The sequence below is a fragment of the Empedobacter sp. GD03861 genome (assembly GCF_029840885.1).
Classification (GTDB): domain Bacteria; phylum Bacteroidota; class Bacteroidia; order Flavobacteriales; family Weeksellaceae; genus Empedobacter; species Empedobacter falsenii_B.
Genome location: NZ_JAOCDJ010000005.1, coordinates 1 through 19,944 on the forward strand (window position 1 = coordinate 1; position 19,944 = coordinate 19,944).

Here is a 19,944-nt window from a genome sequence, read left to right on the forward strand (position 1 = left end):
ATTTGTTTCAGAGTTTCATTTTAAAACTTCACCTCACCAACCTTAATTAATTTCTTAGAAGTTGCCAATTGATTTGGATTTGTTCCTGGTTCGTCTTGCGGAACTTTTTTTCCTTTTTTACGATAGAAATCTATCCAAAAATCATCAATAATTCCAGTTTCTTTGTTTTTGAAATTCATGGGAATCAATTCAAAAATAGTATCATCACGAAAAGCTCTTTCCACAAAATCTGAACAATATAATTCGTCATCATTCAAAATGTATAACCAATTATAAGGTTTTCCGAGCATTGTTTTAGCTTTTTCAATTGCATGAGGAATTGTATATTGATATTCATTTTTGAGACGATAAATGACAATTTTATTATTCTTTTCGGTTTGAGAAATGTAAAAATGATGAATTTCCTCTCGTTGCGATCCGCCCATTGGAGCAGCATGTAGAACAAAAATAGAATCATCAGTTTTTTCGATTAAACCAACATGATCAAAATTGGTTTCGTCATTTATTTTTGTCACTCTATTTATCGCGCCCGAAAGTTCTTCTGTTTGCGCACCAACAAAAATCAAATCTCCATTTTGGATATTTTGTAATGAAATTGAATGTTTTTCTTTTAATATTTTTGCTTTTGTACAACTATTCATTGTCAATGTAAATAGAAGTAAAAAGATAGGAAATAAAACGAATATTTTTTTCATTCGGAATGAATTATTACTTTTAATCTACGAATTAACCAAAAAGATGGATTTTAAAAAAATTTTGACCATATCAATTGTCGTTTTATTGATTTTAGTTGGTGCTGCAATTATTATTGGAAGCAACAAAGATCGACGCGTTTTCTTTATTGAGAGCTTTAATAAACCAATTGAAAATGTTATTAATTCTCGTTTGGATACAGATTATTCGTACGAAATTGTAAAAGTAAAAGGTAAAACAAACGATACCATTTTGATTATTCCTTGCGAAGGTTGTCAACCATTGAAATTATCAGGAAAAATAAACGAAAAGTTTATGAACAAATTTGGTAAAGGAAAATCGGTTATGCGTTTCGAGCCGTATAAAGCGACGGAAGGGAATTTAAAAATTATTCATAAAATTAGATAATCTTCTATTAAAGAAATTTTCCTAACAATTAATTCCTTATTTTTGGGAGAATTATAAACTTATCAAAGCAAACAAACAATGAAAGTAACTGCATTAAACCAAAAGCACAAAGATTTAGGTGCGAAAATGGTTCCTTTTGCTGGATATGAAATGCCAGTGCAATACGCAGGTGTTAACCAAGAACACTTTGCTGTTCGAGAAAAAGTTGGTGTTTTTGACGTTTCTCACATGGGACAATTTTTTGTAAAAGGAGAAAAAGCAACAGACTTATTACAACACTTATTGACGAATGATGTAACGAAAGTTGCCATTGGTCAAGCTCAATATAATGCAATGCCAAACGAAAAAGGAGGAATTGTAGATGATTTAATCATTTATAAAATTTCTGATGATGAATGGATGGCAGTTGTAAATGCATCTAATATCGATAAAGATTGGGAATGGATGAACAAACACAATACGTTTGGTGCAGAGTTAACAAATAAATCTGATGAGATGTCTTTGTTAGCAATTCAAGGTCCAAAAGCAATTGAAGCAATGCAGTCGTTGACAGATGTTAATTTAGCTGAAATTCCGTTTTATCATTTCGCAATTGGTACGTTTGCAGGTATGGAAAATGTGATTATTTCTGCAACTGGTTACACTGGTTCAGGAGGTTTCGAGATTTATTTCGCGAATGAGCAAGCAAACGAAATGTGGGACAAAGTAATGGAAGCTGGAAAATCTTTCGATATTGAGCCTTGCGGTTTAGCTTCTCGTGACACATTGCGTTTAGAGAAAGGATACTGCTTATACGGAAATGATATCAATGATGATACAACTCCATTAGAAGCTGGTCTTGGTTGGGTAACGAAATTGGACACAAATTTTATTTCATCTGATATTTTAAAAGCTCAAAAAGAAGCTGGAGTTGAGAAGAAATTAGTTGGTTTCAAAATGATCGAAAGAGGAATTCCTCGCCACGATTATAAAGTTGTAGATGACAACGAGAATACAATCGGTATTGTGACTTCAGGAACGCAGTCTCCAATGTTGAAACAAGGAATTGGTTTAGCATATGTTCATACAGATTTTGCTAAAGTTGGAACAACAATTAGAATTCAAATTCGTGATAAAAATGTATTAGCAGAAGTTGTAAAAACTCCTTTTGTTTAAAACAATATAAAGTCAAAATACAAAAAAGCTTTCGAGGATTTCGAAAGCTTTTTTTATGAATTCATATTAATTGATACATTTATTGATGTCTTTTTTAGATAAAATTAATAAAATAGATTATTAACTACGAATATTATAAAATTGTTAATATTTCTTAAAAAAAACATAACTTAGATTTGCTTAAATATGATATATGTTATATTTATTGAGATAATAATATTACTGATCAGTAATACAATTAACACTAATTATGATTTTAAGACCTCTATTAGAGGTCTTTTTTATTTTTTAAAACTTTTGAGAATCAGCACTTGGTCCATAACTAGAAGGTAAATCTATTCCCAATAAACGATAAAATACCCCTAATTGAGCGCGATGATGTGTGATTTGATTTAGTGCATGACGAATTGCTTCATATTTTGTAAAATCTGCGAAGACTGTATCACCAGCAACAATTTTCCAATTATTATTCAATTCTTCATCCGTTGCGTTTTTCAAGGAATTTTCACCCGCTTCGTAATCTTCGTCTAATTTCTTTTGTAAATCTTGCACAGAAGTAAAACTTGTCGGTTTGTAATCTCCTGTAGCAAAATCTAATTTATCAGTTGTTAAGATCAAAGCTGGCCAAGCAAATATTTCAACCACATGATTTGTTAAAGTTGTAATATCCATACTTTTTTCATGAGGTTTGTATGTCGTTTTATCCTCAGGAAATCTTGCAATAAATTCTTTGGTAATTTGATACTCGTTTTGCAATTCTTTTGCTAATAATTCTACTATTTTCATGTTGTTTTGATTTGTAGTTAAAAGGTACAAATTTTTGAAATAATTCATAAAAAAACTGCTTTACAATTTAGTAAAACAGTTTATATTTTTAGATATCGTCTGTGTATAAATCAATAATTGGACGAGGCTTTTTTCGCTTGATTTGAGTTAGCCAATAGACAAAAATTCCTATTCCATTTCCAAAAATAATAATCGTAATCCAGACCAAACGATCATCACTTTTTATCAAATTTGGATTCTTTAAAGCATGCACAATAAAGTATACAAAAGAAATCACGCCAGTAAAAAAACTCATCAATACCAAAAAGATAAAAATGATAAGATTCCCTAATAACGCACTCAATAACGATTTAGAACTTCCTGAATGTCCTAGCTGCACATCGAGCGTACTAAACATCGAATAAAAAATTCCAAAATAACTTAACAAGCCAAGTACAAATAATGTGATAGGAACAATTGCCAAAGTGGCTTGTAGCTTTGGATTGTTCAAAAGAGACGTTAAATCTCTGTCAATTAGTAGATTTTTCATCATTCGAAAAATAATCTTTTATTTTTTTTGCTTTAGATTTTCCTATACAATCGGTTAATTCTAACAAAGATGCATTTTTTATTCGTTCGACCGATTTAAATTTTGTTAATAATTCTTTAATTGTTTGCGGACCGATACCTTCTATTTCTTCCAAAACCGAATTATAAGCGTTTTTACTTCGACGATTTCGGTGACGTGTAATTCCAAATCGATGCGATTCATCTCGCACATGTTGAAGCACTTTCAAGGTTTCAGAATTTTTGTCCAAATATAACGGATAAGGATCATCTGGATAATAAATTTCTTCTAAACGCTTCGCAATTCCAATCACCGAAACTTTTCCGCGCAATCCCAAACGATCAATCGATTTTAGAGCAGAACTTAATTGCCCTTTTCCACCATCAATTAAAATTAATTGAGGCAAAGATTCTCCTTCTGCCAAAACTCTCGAATATCGTCTTTCAATCACTTCTTCCATCGTTGCAAAATCGTTCGGTCCTTCTACGGTTTTTACATTGAAAATGCGATAATCTTTCTTACTTGGTTTTCCATTTTTGAATACCACACAAGCCGAAACAGGATTCGTTCCTTGAATATTGGAGTTATCAAAACCTTCGATATGTCGAGGTTCTGCGGGTAAACGCAAATCAACTTTCATCTGATTCATGATACGATTTGTATGACGATCAGGATCGACGATTTTGGTTTGTTTGAGCTGTTCTAAACGATAAATTCGTGTATTTTTTAACGATAAATCGACAATATGTTTTTTATCGCCAATTTTCGGAACGGTAATTTTTCTGAACGGAATTTCTAAACTCAATTCGAACGGAACATAAATTTCTTTCGAAGTTAAATTAAATCGATCCGAAAAATCAATAATTGCGCGTTCCAATAAATCTTCGTCCGTTTCATCCAATTTCTTTTTCCATTCCTCTGTATGGGACTGTATAATTGCGCCATGATAAATTTTCATAAAATTGACATAGGCATATTCTTCGTCCGACGTAATCGAAAAAACATCAACATTGGTAATCGTAGGCGAAACAATTGTAGATCGAGATTGATAATTCTGTAACACTTCGATTTTTTCTTTAATCATTTGCGCTTTTTCAAACTTCAAATCCAATGCATATTTTGTCATTTGGTTAATCAAATATTGCTTTGCTTCGTTAAATTCTCCTTTGATAATATTACGAATTGCCGAAATTTGCTCGTTGTATTCTTCTTCTGTTTGATAAGCTTCACAAGGTCCAAGACAATTGCCAATATGGTATTCCAAGCAAACTTTGAATTTATGATTTTCGATATTTTTTTCACTCAAATCATACGAACACGTTCTTAGTTGATACAATTCTTTGATCAAACCTAACAAAACTTTCATCGCTTTTCCGTTAGAATATGGTCCAAAGTATTCCGAACCATCTTTGATAACATTTCGAGTCGAAAAAATACGAGGAAATCGTTCATTTTTGATGCAAATCCAAGGATAGGTTTTGTCATCTCTTAACAGGATATTGTATCGTGGTTGATGCTCTTTAATCAAATTATTTTCCAACAACAAAGCATCATATTCAGAATTAACGTTTATCGTTTCGATGTTATCGATATTGCTCACCAAAACACGCAAACGTTTCGAATCGTGTTGTTTATTGAAATACGAATTCACGCGACGCTTCAAGTTTTTCGCTTTACCAATGTATAACAAATCTCCTTTTTTGTTATAATATTGATAAACACCGGGCGTTTCGGGTAAACTCGCTAATTTTAATTTTACATTTTCATTCATCAAAATACCTCTACAACATTTATTTTTTGCTGTTCATCATCAATATAAATCAAGATTTTGGTCTGAATATTATAACCTAAATTTCTAAAAAAATTGGCATATCTATTTACTTGAAAATGATGATCTAAATCGGGTTGACCAGTTTTATAATCGATAATCGAACAATTATTTTCTGCATCAATTACCACACGATCGGCTCTGAAAATTTGTCCATTTTCATCAATAAAATCGCGCTCATTCAAAACCGTTAAACCTTCAGCAAAATATGGAACTAATTTAGCATCTTGTAATAAATTTTGCAAGGTTTTTTGCAGATGTTCTACATTTTCGGCTGAAATTGTACCACGTTGTTTTTCACTTTCAATGATTTTTGGCAAATCATTTTGTGTAACAATTTGCGATAAAATGTTATGAACTGTATTTCCAAATTCGGTGAATTTCAACTTTTCTTGCGCTTTTTCCGAATTGGTATTAATTACTAAACGCGTATTCCAATCCGAAGAATAAATTTTTAATTCAGCCGAAGAATTTTCTATGATTTTTGGAGTTGAAATTCGTTCAGGAGAACCTTTCAAAATAATTTCATCCTCAGAAAAACCTTTATACGAAACAAACTCGTGTAAATAATTTGCAATATTTTTTGATTTCGAAGATTCTTTCGGTTTTAGCGCAATCATATACAATTGCTCTTTTGCACGCGTTGTTGCAACATAAAGTGTATTAATTTCATCCAATTGAACCAAATTTTCTTCTTCGTCAATCTTCGATTTTATCGCTTCGTTTTTGATTGATTTTAATTCATTATTAATTCCAACATAAAATGTTTCGAACGGATTTTCTTCATCTTTTTGTAATGGAATCCAAATTTTAGAATTCTTACTTTGCCAATCTAAAAACGGCAAAATTACAACTGGAAATTCCAAGCCTTTTGATTTGTGAATCGTCATAATCTGAATCGCATCGACACCTTTTGGCGTTTTGATACTCGCTTTATCTTTGATTGTCGACCAAAACTCAAGAAATGAATTCAGATCTGATTCATTTTTCGATGAATACTCTAAAATAACATCCAAAAAACTTAAAATATAAGCGGGCGAACGCTCTTGTAAATGTAAAGTTCGAATCGCTTTTTCTGTAAAATCATACAACGAAAGGTTTTGATCTTGAATAAAATCTAAATCTATCCCAACTGATTTGGTTAATTTTAAAAACTTTGGCAAATCTCCTTTTAAAGCTTTTTCAACTGTGATTGTTAAATCATCCGTTTTGAATAATTCTAATTCATAAGCCACCATCAAAAAACGAATTTTTGATTGCTCGTCTTGAGGATTTGAGGTGATTTTGAACAAATATTCAATCAATTGAATTTCGAAAGAATTTTTTAACAACAAAGCTTCATTTGAAATTACAACCAAGTTATTTTCGGTCAAATATTTCGCTAACAAAATCCCTTGCGCATTACTACGAACCAAAATTGCAATATCATTTAAAGAAAAACCATTTGCTCGACAATCTTCTATCGTTTTTAAAACTAATTCTAAATTTTGTTCTTTAAATAAATCTTTCGAACGACCTTCTTGCTCAATGAAGTTTATTTTGACAAACCCATCTTTTTGATGATTGGTCAATTGTTTATTTCCGATTTCGTACAAATATTGAAAACTCGGCAAATTGAGTTGTGGTGCGATAAACGAATACAATTCATTGTTAAATTGGATAATATTCTCGTGGCTTCGCCAGTTTTTTTCTAACTCTTCAACTTTTATATTTTCTTCCTCTTTTCGATCAATTAAATCAATCATTTGCGCAGGATTTCCACCTCGCCAACGATAAATGGACTGTTTTGCATCACCAACCAACATAATCGTATCAGATTGCGCGCGTGCATTTTCGACCAACGGATTCAGATTATTCCATTGTAACGTCGATGTATCCTGAAATTCATCAATAAAATAATGATTGTAACGTGAACCAATTCGCTCATAAATAAAATTAGCAGGTTGTTGTTGCAGATTTTTACTGATAATGGTATTAAATTCATTAATTAATAAAACATTTGAATCTTTTTTGATCGAATCCAATGATTTTTCAACTTCATTAATCAACGAAATCGAGGATATATTTTTCTGAATTGAGGTTAACAAAAGTAAGTGATCATTGATATTCGCAGCTTTTTCGAACAAATCTTTCACTTGAGGAAAAATAGATTCAGCAGTTGCATCTTTCACTTTCGAAAGGTAACCACCTTCCAAAATATCTTTTGTGTTGGCATCTGTTGGCAAAATCAAACCAAAACCATCAAAGTTTTTTAATTTTTGAAAAAAAGCTGCAATTCCACGACTTTTTCCTGGTAATTCATTTGCCGAAATTCCATTGTTTGCAAGTAATTCGAAAAACTCATTTCCAATTGTAATCAAACCATCTTTCAAAGTTTTTATATCATCAAAAATAACATTTCGATAACGAATAAATTCGTCTAACGAAATGTTTTTTAATTTTTCTAAATCTTGCAAATGACGATCATTAGAAATGTCCGAAGTGTCTGAAGAAAGTGTTTTTCGAATATCCCACGATTTATTTTCGTCCATATTATCCAACGCAATTTTGATCATTGTTTGCGTTAGTTTTTCGTCTTCTCCAATTTTTGAATACAACAAATCAACCGATTCATTAATGATTTCATTTGTATTCATTTCGACATCAAAATTCATCGATAATCCCAAATCTTGTGCAAAAGATTTCATTAATCGAAGATTAAATTTATCAATCGTAGAAATCGAAAATTTGGAATAATTATGTAGAATCGCAATCAGAATATTATATGCTTTTGTATTAATGATTTCAGGTTTCAAATTCAATTCCGAAGCTAATTCCAGAATATATTGATTTTCTTTTGGATTAGGATTTTTGGCGATTTCTTCTAACGTTTCGATGATACGTTCTTTCATTTCACCAGCAGCTTTATTGGTAAATGTGATGGCTAAAATATGTTCGAAATGATAATCGCTTTCATTGGTTAATAACAACGAAAGAAATTCTTTCACCAACGTATAAGTTTTACCTGCACCAGCGGATGCATTGTAAATTTTGAAATCGCCTGCTTGTAACAAATTCTGAATTTTTAGGAAAGTTAAACAATCTTCTCAAAAATAAGAAATCAGAATGCCAAAACATGACGTACTAAAAAAGGAAACCCGAACGAGTTTCCTTTTTTTTGAATATGTTATATATACTATGAAATTTTGATTATTTCTTAATTTCTTTTTTTAGCTGTTTTTGCCTTTTCTCAATCTATTTTAGCATTTTCTTAGTGTTTTTTTCTTGTAATTCAAGTTCTTTCTTTTTTTCTTCAAGATGTTTACTCATTTCTTTAGGATCTTCAGAATAGAATGTTTTTACAGTAAATGAACCTAATTTTTGTATTTCGGGATTTTTAGTATCAGTTTTTATAGCTGTAATATCATAACCTCTTGCTTGTGCTTCTTTTAATTGTTTTTCTATTTCCGCTTTATCAACTCCTTTATTTTTTGAAAAACTTAGACTATAACCATTATCAATTTCTTTTGATTTTAATTGATTTTCTAAATAAACCTTATCAATTTCAGAACTAATAATTTTATGCTCAACACCATTTTTATCTGTATAAATAGAATAACCATTTTTCAACGTAATATTATTTTTTAATGTTGGCATTTTAGCTGTTTTTACTTTTTTATCAATATTCGGAATGTCTTTTTCTGAATTAAAAATTTTGATGATACTTGAATCTTTTTTGATAATTTCTATCAAACCTTCATTACTTTTTACAAAAACTTTTTCTATTTCTTTGGGGTCAATTTTTTGCAAAACTTTTCCATCCGTTCCGTATAAAATCGTCGGAACCAACTCTTTTTTCAAGACAATATCTTTTATTTTGATAGAATCATTCAGAATGATATCTCCTGCGTCATTCAAGATAATTTTGTTTTGCGGATTACTTTTCAGAATCGTTTTTAGCTCATCTTTGGTAATCACTTTTTCTATTGGTGTAGCCGTTTTGACTTGATCTGTTTTGAGAAGCGAATCTCTTAAAGTAGTTGCTTGTCCAAGAAGAATTTCGGCCTGCGATTGAACAGGTTTTTCCAAAACTTGTTCTACTTTTTGAGCTTTTTTCTCAACTTCTTGTGCGAAAGATTTTTGAGAAAATAATACAAATGCACTCAATATAAAAGGCAAAGAAGCAAAAGACAGAATTTTTACTTTTCGTTTTGATGTATTTTTTGTCATCATAAGTAGGCGCTTTTTGGTTAGAATAAAATTGAAATTACTCGCCATCATCGATGGATTTTGCGTTGCAATACAATCCAAAATTTGATGTTGATAAGTTTTCAAATCTGAGTTTCTTTGCAAAACATATTCATCTGCCAAAAACTCATGATTTAGTTTGATTGATTTTTTATAGAAATAAATAAACGGATTGAACCAAAAAAGAATTTGAAAAATCTCTATCAACAAAATGTCCAAACTATGTTTCTGAATACAATGCGCTTTTTCGTGATCAATTAAGTTTTGATGCAAACTTTTCAGTTGCTTTTTCGGAATAAAAATATATTTCCAAAAACTATACGGCTGATTCGAATCTAAATCAAGAATATACGTAATTTCTTGATCTTTGATTTTTTCTTCCGTCTTAATTTTGAACATTAATTCGTACAAATTGTAGATAAATCTTACAAGAAAAATTACACCAACCAAAATGTAAATAACATTCAAAATATCACCAAAATTGATTTCTCTTTCTTGTTGCAACAATTCAGGATTTTGCATCAGAAAAGCCAATAATTCGGGCGAAATATTTGTTTCTGTCGCTGTGATAGGCAAATCAATTTTGTACAAAGGCGCGATTAACGAAAATATCAACGAAAACAACAGATAAAATCGATTGATTTTATACATGCTTTCACGTTCCAAAAAAAGTTTATAAAAGGAATATAAAAATCCGGAACAAAGAATAAATTTTATAAAAAACGCAACCATAGATTATTTCTTTTTACGGTCTATTTCATTATCGATAATGTCACGTAATTTTTCTAATTCTTCGACCGACATATTGTTCGATTTTGCAAAAAATGAAGCAAATTGTGTTGCCGAATTATTAAAGAAGTTGGAAATCATTCCTTTTACTTCTTTCGAAAAATAATCATCTTTTTTCACCAAAGCATAGTATCGACGCGAGTTTCCCATTTGTTCGTAATCGATATAACCTTTGTCGTGCATCCTTTTTAATAAGGTAGAAATTGTAGTATTCGCAGGTTTTGGATCGTCGTAAGAATCGATAATATCTTTTGCAAAAACTTGTTTTCCACTCCAAATAACTTCCATCACTTCCTCTTCTCTTCTTGATAATTTAACTTTCATATCTACAACTGTATTTTGATTACTACAAATATAGAATTTAATTTGACATAGCAAATTTATTTTGCAATTATTTAACGATAAAGCACAAAAAAAAGGAGCAAAAGCTCCTTTCAATATTTTGATTTGAAATGAATTACATTTCAGCTAATTTGTATGCTACACCAATACTAAAGTAAGTATTTGTAATTTTGTAATTGTCATTAACTGTTTGCGGATAATAATCATTAATATTTGACAATCCTTTCGTAAAACGAGCATTAATTTCTAGTTCATCACTTACTTTATAAGCAGCACCAAAATTTAATCCGAAATCAAATGTTTTGAAATTATCTACAAATTTTTCTTTTTCATTAATTTTTCCTTCTTCAGTTTTCTTTTTAGCAGAAACTAAGAAACCTAATTGTGGACCAAATTCAACATTTAATCCATCCATAATTTCATAACGTCCCATTAAAGGAATATTAATATTATGTGTAATTAATTTAGCTTTTGAGTTATCATTTGTTTTCAATCCAGCTCCTTGTTTAGAATATAATAACTCTGGTTGAAAACTAATTTGATCCGTTATCTTATAGTTGGCATAACCTCCCACATAAAAATCAGTTCTGAATTTAGTTTGATTTTGATATATTTGTCTTGAATCACCAGATAAAGTCGGGAAGTTAAGACCTCCTTTAACTCCTAAATCAATTTGCGCGTTTGCTGCACTTAATCCACCAAAAAGTGCTATTCCTAAGATTAGTTTTTTCATTTTTTTATTACTTAAGTCTGAGTTATAATATTTAATTCAAAAGTAAAGTTTTATTCATACAGAAGATTGATTTACACTTTAAAAAAATCAATAATACTTTTCTGATTCACAATTTCTGTGCCTTATTTGTTAAAAATTGATAAAATTTTAAGATTTACAAAATATCGTCTAAATATTCTAAAATAATTTTAGTTGCATTTGGTGAATCTTGAACAAAATCTCCAGCTTTTTTTCCACTTTCTTTTCGGAAATTTTCATCGTTCATCAAACGATTCATAATTGTATCAAATTCATGTCGATTAGCAATAGAAAATCCTCCGCCAACTTCTATCAAATCCACAGCTTCCTGAAATTTCTTGTATTTAGGACCAAAAACGACAGGATTTCCAAATGTTACAGCTTCTAACGTGTTATGAATTCCTGCACCAAAACCTCCGCCAATATAGGTAATATCTGCATAAGAATAGACTTTTGATAAAATACCAATTGTATTTAGAATAAATATTTTCGAATCGATTAACTCTTGATTGGATGTTTTTTCTAAATCAGAAAATTTAACAGCTTTTTGATTGATTTTATTCAGAAAAGAATTGATTTCAGCATCATTCAAATTATGTGGTGCAAAAACAATTTTCCAATCATTATTTAATTTTTGGTTGATTAAATTCACAAATAATTCTTCATCTTTTGGCCAAGAACTTCCAACAACAATTAATTTCGAATTTTGTTTAAAATCATTCATAAAATCCAATTCATTATCTTGATGAATGATCTGTTTGACACGATCAAATCGCGTATCGCCTGCAATTGTATTTTGTGTGATATTGATTGAATCCAGTAAATCTTTTGATTTTTGATTTTGAACAAAGAAATGATTTATCAAACTTAATTTTTTCGCAAACCAATTATTTCCGTCTTTTTTGAAAAAATTTTGACTCTCTCTAAAGATTGACGAAACCACTATTGTAGGAATGTTTTGCTGATGTAATTCGATAATCAAATTAAACCAATATTCGTATTTCACCAAAATCAAAATTTCTGGATGAAGCACTTTTATTAACTTTTCTGCATTTGATTTTGTGTCCAAAGGCAAATAAAAAATAACGTCTGCGCCTTGATAATTCTTTCTAATTTCATAACCAGAAGGAGAGAAAAATGAAACAGCAATTTTATGTGTTGGATAGTTTTCTTTCAATGCTTCGATCACTGGTCTACCTTGTTCAAATTCGCCTAAAGATGAACAATGTACCCACAAAACTTTATCGGTTTCTGAAATTTTAGAAGCTATTTTTTCTTCCCAATTTTTTCTTCCATCTACCCAAAGTTTTGCTTTTTCGTTAAAATTCGAAGCCAATTTTAGCGCCATTCCGTACGCCTTAATTGATGTGTTATAAAATCCTTGCACAATGTTGCAAAGTTAAAAATTTAGAATGAGCTTTTTTTGTACATTTGTTGTAATAATAACGACTTTTTAAAGTTGTAGATTTTGAAAGATTCATTAAGTTATGAAAAAAATACAAATGGTTGACTTACAAAGTCAATATCAAAAAATAAAAGGAGACGTTGATGCAGCAATTTTGAATGTTTTGGATTCGGCTGCTTTTATTAATGGACCAGAAGTAAAACAATTCGAAACTGAATTGCAAGATTACTTAAATGTAAAACACGTAATTCCTTGTGGAAACGGAACTGATGCGTTGCAAATTGCTTTGATGGCGCTAGGTTTAGAGCCAGGTGACGAGGTGATTACGGCAGATTTTACATTTGCTGCAACAGTAGAAGTTGTTGATTTATTGAAATTAAATTCAATATTAGTTGACGTTGATTATGATACTTTTACAATTGATACAGAAAAATTAAAAGCGGCAATCACGCCAAAAACAAAAGCAATTATTCCAGTTCATTTATTTGGTCAATGTGCGAATATGGACGAGATTATGGCAATTGCAAAAGAACATAACTTATATGTTGTAGAAGATACTGCACAAGCTATTGGAGCGGATTACAAAGGTCGAAAAGCTGGAACAATTGGTCACATTGGTTGTACATCTTTCTTTCCTTCAAAAAACTTAGGTTGTTATGGTGATGGTGGAGCAATTTTTACAAATGATGATGATATTGCACATCGTTTACGTGGAATTGTAAATCACGGAATGTACAAACGTTACTACCACGATGAAGTTGGTGTTAACTCTCGTTTGGATTCTGTTCAAGCAGCAGTTTTACGTCGTAAATTACCTTTCTTAAATGATTATAACGCTGCTCGTAACAAAGCTGCGGCTTATTATACAGAAGCTTTTAAAGATATTGATGCATTATTAACGCCTGTAAAAGGAGAAGACACAACTCACGTATTCCATCAATATACGTTACGTGTAACAAATGGTAAACGTAATGAATTACAAGCTTTCTTGACTGAAAAAGAAATTCCTGCGATGATTTATTATCCTGTTCCATTACGTAAACAAAAGGCGTATGATAACGGACATTATAATGATGCAGATTTTCCAAATACAAACAAATTGGTAGAAGAAGTAATGTCTTTGCCAATGCATACAGAGTTAGATGAAGAGCAATTAGCTTATATCACTTCTGCTGTTCGCGAATTTTTTGGAAAATAATTTATCCTAAAAATAATACGAAAAAGCTTCTGATTAGTTTCAGAAGCTTTTTTATTTTCCTAAATTTGGTTTCACTATAAAAACTAAATATTAAAAATGAGTAAAATATTAGTAACTGGAGGTTTGGGTTACATTGGTTCGCACACAGTTGTAGCTTTACAAAATGCAGGTTATGAAGTTGTGATTATAGACGACTTGTCGAACACAGAAATTGGCGTGTTGGACAAAATTACTTCTATTACTGGAACAAAACCAACTTATTTCGAGATTGACTTAAAAGATCAAGAAAAAGTAAACGAATTTTTCAAAATAAATAAAATAGACGGAATTATCAACTTCGCAGCGCATAAAGCAGTTGGAGAATCTGTTGAAAAACCGTTGATGTATTACCGTAATAATATTTTAGGTTTGATTAATCTTTTGGATGCGATGAAAGATTTTGATACAGATAATATTATTTTTAGTTCGTCTTGTACAGTTTACGGACAAGCGGATAAAATGCCTATTGACGAGCAAACTCCACTGAAAAAACCTGAATCTCCTTATGGAAAAACGAAACAAATGGGAGAGGAAATTTTAGAAGATTTCTCAGCAGCATTTGATAAAAATGTGATTTGTTTACGTTATTTCAATCCAGTAGGTGCGCATCCAACTGCTAAAATTGGAGAATTACCAAAAGGAATTCCAAATAATCTAATTCCTTATGTTACACAAACTGCAGCTGGAATCAGAGAAGCATTATCGGTTTGGGGAGATGATTATCCAACGCGTGACGGAACGGCAATTCGTGATTATATTAATGTAAATGATTTGGCTGATGCACACGTAAAAGCGGTAACTCGTTTGATCGAAAATAAAAATAAAGCAAAGCTAGAATTCTTTAATCTTGGAACGGGAACAGGATCTACGGTTTTAGAAGTTGTTCACGCATTTGAAGATGCCAATGATTTGAAATTGAAATACGAAATCAAAGAGCGTCGCGCAGGAGATATTATCGAAGCTTATGCAAATAACTCTTTAGCAGAAAAAGAATTGGGTTGGAAACCTGAAACAAAATTATCAGAAAGTATGCGTACTGCCTGGGAATGGCAAAAAAGTTTAGAAAAATAAAAGATGATTCAATTACCAACAGCGGGTTTATTAGTTATTAAAAATAATAAACTGCTTTTGACATTTAGCAAAAATAAAAAAGCGTGGTATTTACCAGGTGGAAAAATTGATAAAGGTGAAAATTCTGAAACAGCTTTGGTAAGAGAAATAAAAGAAGAATTGAGTTTGGATTTGGTAAGAGAAGAGCTCAATTTTTATTGTCATATTACAGCTGAAGCATATGGAGAACAGGATCTTATGATGGAACAAGATTGTTTTTTGTACGATTTGAACGAAGAAATAAAACCAACAAATGAAATTGAAGCTTACAACTATTTTACTTTTGAAGAATATTTACAAGAAGAAATTCAAGTAATTGGTGTGATCAAAGTTTTTGAAAAATTAACAAAAGATCATTTATTGAACTAAAATAATTTCAAAAATAGAAGGCAATCCGTAATCGAGATTGCCTTTTATTTTTTATTATTTAGTCTTTTTCAAGATGTATTTATCTTTCAAATTTCCTGTAATTTCTTTTCCTTGTTGATCCAAAACTTTCAATCTATTTTCTTCAACTTTCAACACTAATGGACTTACATTCGAATTTAAATGTAAAACATTGCCAGAAGCATCCCATTTATAAAATCCTTCGTCTTGGTAAACCGTTTCTTTTCCTAAATATTCTTGTTCAATAAAAAAGTTACCATCTTTTTTCAATTCAACAATATATTTTATTCCCTCGCAATCGGCGCAAGGTAAAGTTCCTTCATATTTTCCAGCCCAATCCAACGAATTCATAGAATTGTGTTCTTTTTTTACAGCTTCTGTAATTTCTTTAGAAGAATCTGTATTTTTTTGTTCTTGTTGAACACCTTTTGATTGGCAAGAGAATATAATGAAAGATGCGAAAATACTCGCGAAAATAGATTTTTTCATAAATTAATTTTATGATATTTTTAACAACAAATTTGATACCAAATTACGACTATATTTTTCTAACTTTCAACTAAAATTTTATAAAATGTTTCGCTCAAAAAAAATACAAACACCTCTTGGAGAAATGCTTGCCATAAAGTCGGAAAAAGGACTTTGTATGTTAGAGTTTTTTGATGGAAAATCGACCGAAAAACAACTCAAAGAAATAGAAAACTTAGGTGAAATTTTAGAAAAAGATGATGAAATTTTGAATCGTTTAGAAAATGAATTGAACGATTATTTTAAAGGAAATTTAAAAGAATTTACCATTCCACTTGATTTGATTGGAACAGATTTCCAGAAAAAAGTTTGGAACGAATTAATTAAAATTCCGTTTGGAGAAACAAGATCGTACAAAGAACAATCGATAGCTGTTGGAGATTTATTAGCGATACGAGCAGTTGCAAATGCGAATGGAAAGAATAAAATTGCAATTGTAGTACCTTGTCATCGCGTAATTGGCTCAGATGGTTCGTTAACTGGATATGCAGGCGGAAAGAAACGTAAACAATTTTTGTTGGAATTAGAATCGCAACAATTAAACTTATTTTAATATGAAAGACAGCTTAATTACTGTCTTTCATATTGATTTAATAATCTTACTTTTTTAATAAAATGTATTTATCTGCTAATGGACCTTTGATATCTTCACCTTCTTGAGATAGGATAATTAGTTTATTTTCACCTACTCTATAAAAATGTCGATTTTTATCTTTTGTATCTAAATACAAAGCATTATTATCAGCAGTCCATTGGAAACGACCTTCATCTATTAATTTTTGGTTACCTTTCATATATTCAGAAACTACTTTTATAGTTTCATCTTTATTTAAAGTTACAGTTGTTTTAATTCCAGGACAATCAGCACATGGTAAAATTCCTTCATAAGTTCCTACCCAATCAATAGAAGTTTTCGCGTTATGCGTATCAATAATATGTGTGTCTGACGAGTTTATTGGTTCTTTTTGAATAGTTGAATCTTTATGTTCAGTTGTTGCTTCTTCAGTTTTTATAAGATCTTTATCTGTCTTTGTTTCGCAACTATAAATTATTGAGCTAAAAATAAGTGTAAGGATAATTGAGTTTTTCATTTGTTATTGATTTTAACTGATTAAAATCCAAATAATATTCCAAAAAATGTTAAAAACTATATTTTTATTTCATTTATTTAGGATGTAATAGCTTTCGAAAAAACTTTGTAAATTAGCCAATCAGAAAAGTAATGTATGAGTGTTGAGCTATTACCAGATGGAAGAGTAAAAAAACCTGAATGGTTGCGTGTAAAATTGCCTACAGGGAAAAAACATCGCGAATTAAGAGGTTTAGTTGATAAATATAAATTGAACACAATTTGCCAAAGTGGAAGCTGTCCTAATATGGGCGAATGTTGGGGTGAAGGAACTGCAACATTTATGATTTTGGGAAATGTGTGTACGCGTTCATGCGGTTTTTGTGGTGTAAAAACTGGTCGTCCAGAGCAAGTGGATTGGGCAGAACCAGAAAAAGTAGCGCGTTCTATCAAATTAATGCAAATAAAACATGCGGTTTTAACTTCTGTTGACCGTGACGATTTAAAAGATATGGGATCTATTATTTGGGCAGAAACGATACATGCTGTTCGTAGAATTAGCCCAGGAACAACGATGGAAACTTTGATTCCAGATTTTCAAGGAATTGAAAAACACATCGATCGTATTGTAGAAGCTGCACCAGAAGTGCTTTCTCATAATATGGAAACGGTTCGTCGTTTAACGCGCGAAGTTCGTATTCAAGCAAAATATGATCGTTCGTTAGAAGTTTTACGTTATGCAAAAGAAGCAGGTCAACGTCGTACAAAGACTGGAATTATGCTTGGTTTAGGTGAGTTTGAAGACGAAGTTTTCGAAACAATTCAGGAAGTTGCTGATGCAAATGTAGATGTCATTACAATTGGTCAATATTTACAGCCAACGAAAAAGCATTTACCTTTGAAAGAGTTTATCACGCCAGAACAATTCAAGAAATACGAAGATTTCGCACGTGGATTAGGATTCCGTCACGTAGAATCTGGCCCATTGGTTCGTTCTTCTTATCACGCAGAGAAACATATTTTATAAATAGATTTATTATCATATTTTAAAGAGACACAAGTTATTGTGTCTCTTTTTTGTTATATTTAAATCTTAATTAAACTACTATGAAAAAACTATTAACACTAATTATCATCATTATTATTTCAAGTTTTGCGCAAGCGCAGTTTTATGAAATTACTTACGAAACACAAGTTCAAACGCATTACAATGAAGAAGGATTAAAATGGTTTGAAGAAGCAGTTGGCGGTGATAAGCTGGAAATCAAGAAAATGATTGAGATGAATCAAAATCCACCAAAGGAAACATTTAAGTTTATTTACAATGAATCGTTAAGTAAATCGGAATATATTCGTCGTATAAATAATAATCAAGATAATGAATCTATGATTTCTAAAGTACCAATGAATATGGGAGGGATTGTTGTAAATGATTATAAATTGAATCAATTCTCATACGAAATAGACGTTTATGGTAAAAATTATTTAGTTAAAGATAATTTAATACCGATTAATATTACTGATACAGGAAAAACAAAGGATATTATTGGTTTTAAAGCTTATGAAGCTACAGGGAAATTAAACGATATAGATATAATTGTTTGGTACACAAAAGATATTCCATATTTATATACACCTGATATTTATACGACTTCAAAAGGTTTTATTTTAGAGTTACACTATAAATTAAATTTTGATAATTCGGAAATGATCAATTCTTGGTTAGCAATTGCTAAAAAAGAATCTAAAAAATCGCCTAAAATAAGTGTGCCTAAAAAAGGAATTGAGGTAAAAGCAAATCAAACTGATGCAATTTATGATGAAGCTAATAAAAAAATGAATGAATTGAGAAACAATAGCGAAGGAGTTGATAAAAAATAATTAACATGAAAAAACTATTAATACTAATCATTCTCATTTCAAGTTTTGTACAAGCACAATTTTATGAAATAGATTTTGAAGTAAAACCTCAAATTCATTTTACGGATAAAGCTTTAGAAGAGATGAAGCAATATTATCCAGATCAAAAACAAAGAGACGAAGTTTTAGAAATGTCTAAAAATATTCCTTCGATTAATTATCAATTTTCCTATAATAAAACTCAAAGTCAATCAGTAAATATTCAAAAAATAGATAATTCTCAACAAGCACAAGGAGGCTCAATGGGAATTAGTCCAGATATAGGAGAAAAACCAATTTTTGATTACAAAGAGAAAGTTTTTTACAATGAAACAGATTTGTTTGTAAAGAAAATGATCATTTATGATTCGCTGAATTATGTAAATTTTACTGATACTGGAAAAAGTAAAACTATTCTTGGAATCGAAACCAAAGAAGCAATCGGGAAATACAAAGATGTTGATGTTATTGCTTGGTATGCGCCTTTAATTCCTTAGTCATATTCGCCAGATAAATATTATGGTACAAAAGGTTTGATTTTAGAATTGCATTATAAATACACGAAAGATGATGTAGAAGTGATGATTTCATGGAATGCGACAAAGAAAAAAGAATTAAAAAAAGCACCAATTTTTACAATAAATAATAAGTTACAAAAGGTATCCTATTCAGAATTTATGAGAATGATTGAAGAGGATAATCAAAAACAGTGCGAATTACATAATCAAGGTGTAGATAGAAAATAAAATCATATAAATAATGAAATCAAACTTGCTTAACTTT

General features: G+C 30.5%; 21 protein-coding genes. 10 read left to right on the forward strand and 11 right to left on the reverse strand.

The window, feature by feature from the left end:
• Window positions 1-20: 20 nt before the first annotated feature.
• Entirely contained in the window at window positions 21-695 is a 675-nt protein-coding gene (locus N5D03_RS03825) for a YiiX/YebB-like N1pC/P60 family cysteine hydrolase (RefSeq protein ID WP_257467987.1), read from the reverse strand.
• A 43-nt stretch (window positions 696-738) separates the two neighbouring features.
• Here N5D03_RS03825 and N5D03_RS03830 point away from each other — a divergent pair, with 43 nt between their 5' ends.
• Both N5D03_RS03830 and gcvT read left to right on the forward strand, forming a co-directional pair.
• Window positions 739-1,101 (forward strand): hypothetical protein, encoded by a 363-nt coding sequence (locus N5D03_RS03830; protein ID WP_219033679.1) that lies wholly within the window; start codon window positions 739-741, stop codon window positions 1,099-1,101.
• Between the two features lie 78 nt (window positions 1,102-1,179).
• A complete protein-coding gene (gcvT, locus tag N5D03_RS03835) occupies window positions 1,180-2,256 on the forward strand; it encodes a glycine cleavage system aminomethyltransferase GcvT (RefSeq protein ID WP_125348617.1) in 1,077 nt (358 codons plus the stop codon).
• Between the two features lie 288 nt (window positions 2,257-2,544).
• On the opposite strand, the gene N5D03_RS03840 is transcribed toward gcvT, so the two are convergent.
• The 8 genes from N5D03_RS03840 to N5D03_RS03875 form a co-directional block, all read right to left on the reverse strand.
• A complete protein-coding gene (locus N5D03_RS03840; RefSeq protein WP_280050977.1) occupies window positions 2,545-3,042 on the reverse strand; it encodes a DinB family protein in 498 nt (165 codons plus the stop codon).
• Between the two features lie 88 nt (window positions 3,043-3,130).
• The gene (locus N5D03_RS03845; protein ID WP_236688169.1) at window positions 3,131-3,571 is read right to left on the reverse strand and encodes a hypothetical protein; all 441 of its coding nucleotides are present in this window, start codon (window positions 3,569-3,571) and stop codon (window positions 3,131-3,133) included.
• Window positions 3,552-5,360, reverse strand: coding sequence for an excinuclease ABC subunit UvrC (gene uvrC / locus N5D03_RS03850; protein ID WP_125348623.1), 1,809 nt, complete (start codon window positions 5,358-5,360; stop codon window positions 3,552-3,554). The genes N5D03_RS03845 and uvrC overlap by 20 nt, the downstream gene beginning before the upstream one ends.
• On the reverse strand, window positions 5,360-8,470 hold the full coding sequence (locus N5D03_RS03855; RefSeq protein ID WP_280050978.1) for a UvrD-helicase domain-containing protein: 3,111 nt from the start codon (window positions 8,468-8,470) through the stop codon (window positions 5,360-5,362). Before N5D03_RS03855 ends, uvrC begins: the two co-directional genes overlap by 1 nt.
• Before the next feature lie 181 nt (window positions 8,471-8,651).
• Window positions 8,652-10,295 (reverse strand): M56 family metallopeptidase, encoded by a 1,644-nt coding sequence (locus N5D03_RS03860; RefSeq protein WP_280050979.1) that lies wholly within the window; start codon window positions 10,293-10,295, stop codon window positions 8,652-8,654.
• 84 nt (window positions 10,296-10,379) lie between these two features.
• Window positions 10,380-10,757, reverse strand: a complete 378-nt coding sequence (locus N5D03_RS03865) for a BlaI/MecI/CopY family transcriptional regulator (protein WP_038331851.1) — start codon at window positions 10,755-10,757, stop codon at window positions 10,380-10,382.
• Window positions 10,758-10,890: 133 nt separating this feature from the next.
• Window positions 10,891-11,508: a porin family protein gene (locus tag N5D03_RS03870; RefSeq protein WP_280050980.1), complete on the reverse strand. Its 618-nt coding sequence runs from the start codon at window positions 11,506-11,508 to the stop codon at window positions 10,891-10,893.
• A 154-nt stretch (window positions 11,509-11,662) separates the two neighbouring features.
• Window positions 11,663-12,913, reverse strand: a complete 1,251-nt coding sequence (locus N5D03_RS03875; RefSeq protein ID WP_280050981.1) for a glycosyltransferase N-terminal domain-containing protein — start codon at window positions 12,911-12,913, stop codon at window positions 11,663-11,665.
• A 100-nt stretch (window positions 12,914-13,013) separates the two neighbouring features.
• On the opposite strand from N5D03_RS03875, the gene N5D03_RS03880 reads away from it, so the two are divergent.
• The 3 genes from N5D03_RS03880 to N5D03_RS03890 all read left to right on the forward strand — a co-directional run bounded on the left by N5D03_RS03880 (window position 13,014) and on the right by N5D03_RS03890 (window position 15,647).
• Entirely contained in the window at window positions 13,014-14,129 is a 1,116-nt protein-coding gene (locus tag N5D03_RS03880; protein WP_180905055.1) for a DegT/DnrJ/EryC1/StrS family aminotransferase, read from the forward strand.
• Between the two features lie 96 nt (window positions 14,130-14,225).
• On the forward strand, window positions 14,226-15,239 hold the full coding sequence (gene galE / locus N5D03_RS03885; RefSeq protein WP_221854190.1) for a UDP-glucose 4-epimerase GalE: 1,014 nt from the start codon (window positions 14,226-14,228) through the stop codon (window positions 15,237-15,239).
• A 3-nt stretch (window positions 15,240-15,242) separates the two neighbouring features.
• Window positions 15,243-15,647, forward strand: a complete 405-nt coding sequence (locus N5D03_RS03890; RefSeq protein WP_115001561.1) for an NUDIX domain-containing protein — start codon at window positions 15,243-15,245, stop codon at window positions 15,645-15,647.
• A 54-nt stretch (window positions 15,648-15,701) separates the two neighbouring features.
• On the opposite strand, the gene N5D03_RS03895 is transcribed toward N5D03_RS03890, so the two are convergent.
• The gene (locus tag N5D03_RS03895; protein WP_115001559.1) at window positions 15,702-16,154 is read right to left on the reverse strand and encodes a copper resistance protein NlpE; all 453 of its coding nucleotides are present in this window, start codon (window positions 16,152-16,154) and stop codon (window positions 15,702-15,704) included.
• A gap of 85 nt (window positions 16,155-16,239) precedes the next feature.
• On the opposite strand from N5D03_RS03895, the gene N5D03_RS03900 reads away from it, so the two are divergent.
• Window positions 16,240-16,746: a methylated-DNA--[protein]-cysteine S-methyltransferase gene (locus N5D03_RS03900; protein WP_180905057.1), complete on the forward strand. Its 507-nt coding sequence runs from the start codon at window positions 16,240-16,242 to the stop codon at window positions 16,744-16,746.
• A gap of 46 nt (window positions 16,747-16,792) precedes the next feature.
• Here the strand turns inward: N5D03_RS03900 and N5D03_RS03905 are convergent, their stop codons facing one another.
• On the reverse strand, window positions 16,793-17,284 hold the full coding sequence (locus N5D03_RS03905) for a copper resistance protein NlpE (protein ID WP_219033666.1): 492 nt from the start codon (window positions 17,282-17,284) through the stop codon (window positions 16,793-16,795).
• A gap of 135 nt (window positions 17,285-17,419) precedes the next feature.
• Between N5D03_RS03905 and lipA the strand changes: the two genes are divergently transcribed.
• The 4 genes from lipA (at window position 17,420) to N5D03_RS03925 (ending at window position 19,907) form a co-directional block, all read left to right on the forward strand.
• Window positions 17,420-18,289: a lipoyl synthase gene (gene lipA, locus N5D03_RS03910; protein ID WP_280050982.1), complete on the forward strand. Its 870-nt coding sequence runs from the start codon at window positions 17,420-17,422 to the stop codon at window positions 18,287-18,289.
• A gap of 80 nt (window positions 18,290-18,369) precedes the next feature.
• Window positions 18,370-19,143, forward strand: a complete 774-nt coding sequence (locus tag N5D03_RS03915) for a GLPGLI family protein (RefSeq protein WP_115001555.1) — start codon at window positions 18,370-18,372, stop codon at window positions 19,141-19,143.
• Between the two features lie 5 nt (window positions 19,144-19,148).
• Window positions 19,149-19,658, forward strand: a complete 510-nt coding sequence (locus N5D03_RS03920; RefSeq protein WP_115001553.1) for a GLPGLI family protein — start codon at window positions 19,149-19,151, stop codon at window positions 19,656-19,658.
• 48 nt (window positions 19,659-19,706) lie between these two features.
• Complete coding sequence (locus N5D03_RS03925; protein ID WP_148097314.1) at window positions 19,707-19,907, forward strand: hypothetical protein; 201 nt, start codon at window positions 19,707-19,709, stop codon at window positions 19,905-19,907.
• The last annotated feature ends 37 nt before the right edge of the window (window positions 19,908-19,944 follow it).

Excerpts from the sequence above, each read along its gene's own strand:
- N5D03_RS03825 (WP_257467987.1), bottom strand. The coding sequence starts at position 695 with ATGAAAAAAATATTCGTTTTATTTCCTATCTTTTTACTTCTATTTACA.
- N5D03_RS03830 (WP_219033679.1), top strand. The coding sequence starts at position 739 with ATGGATTTTAAAAAAATTTTGACCATATCAATTGTCGTTTTATTGATT.
- gcvT (WP_125348617.1), top strand. The coding sequence starts at position 1,180 with ATGAAAGTAACTGCATTAAACCAAAAGCACAAAGATTTAGGTGCGAAA.
- N5D03_RS03840 (WP_280050977.1), bottom strand. The coding sequence starts at position 3,042 with ATGAAAATAGTAGAATTATTAGCAAAAGAATTGCAAAACGAGTATCAA.
- N5D03_RS03845 (WP_236688169.1), bottom strand. The coding sequence starts at position 3,571 with ATGAAAAATCTACTAATTGACAGAGATTTAACGTCTCTTTTGAACAAT.
- uvrC (WP_125348623.1), bottom strand. The coding sequence starts at position 5,360 with ATGAATGAAAATGTAAAATTAAAATTAGCGAGTTTACCCGAAACGCCC.
- N5D03_RS03860 (WP_280050979.1), bottom strand. The coding sequence starts at position 10,295 with ATGTATAAAATCAATCGATTTTATCTGTTGTTTTCGTTGATATTTTCG.
- N5D03_RS03865 (WP_038331851.1), bottom strand. The coding sequence starts at position 10,757 with ATGAAAGTTAAATTATCAAGAAGAGAAGAGGAAGTGATGGAAGTTATT.
- N5D03_RS03870 (WP_280050980.1), bottom strand. The coding sequence starts at position 11,508 with ATGAAAAAACTAATCTTAGGAATAGCACTTTTTGGTGGATTAAGTGCA.
- N5D03_RS03880 (WP_180905055.1), top strand. The coding sequence starts at position 13,014 with ATGAAAAAAATACAAATGGTTGACTTACAAAGTCAATATCAAAAAATA.
- galE (WP_221854190.1), top strand. The coding sequence starts at position 14,226 with ATGAGTAAAATATTAGTAACTGGAGGTTTGGGTTACATTGGTTCGCAC.
- N5D03_RS03890 (WP_115001561.1), top strand. The coding sequence starts at position 15,243 with ATGATTCAATTACCAACAGCGGGTTTATTAGTTATTAAAAATAATAAA.
- N5D03_RS03895 (WP_115001559.1), bottom strand. The coding sequence starts at position 16,154 with ATGAAAAAATCTATTTTCGCGAGTATTTTCGCATCTTTCATTATATTC.
- N5D03_RS03900 (WP_180905057.1), top strand. The coding sequence starts at position 16,240 with ATGTTTCGCTCAAAAAAAATACAAACACCTCTTGGAGAAATGCTTGCC.
- N5D03_RS03905 (WP_219033666.1), bottom strand. The coding sequence starts at position 17,284 with ATGAAAAACTCAATTATCCTTACACTTATTTTTAGCTCAATAATTTAT.
- lipA (WP_280050982.1), top strand. The coding sequence starts at position 17,420 with ATGAGTGTTGAGCTATTACCAGATGGAAGAGTAAAAAAACCTGAATGG.
- N5D03_RS03915 (WP_115001555.1), top strand. The coding sequence starts at position 18,370 with ATGAAAAAACTATTAACACTAATTATCATCATTATTATTTCAAGTTTT.
- N5D03_RS03920 (WP_115001553.1), top strand. The coding sequence starts at position 19,149 with ATGAAAAAACTATTAATACTAATCATTCTCATTTCAAGTTTTGTACAA.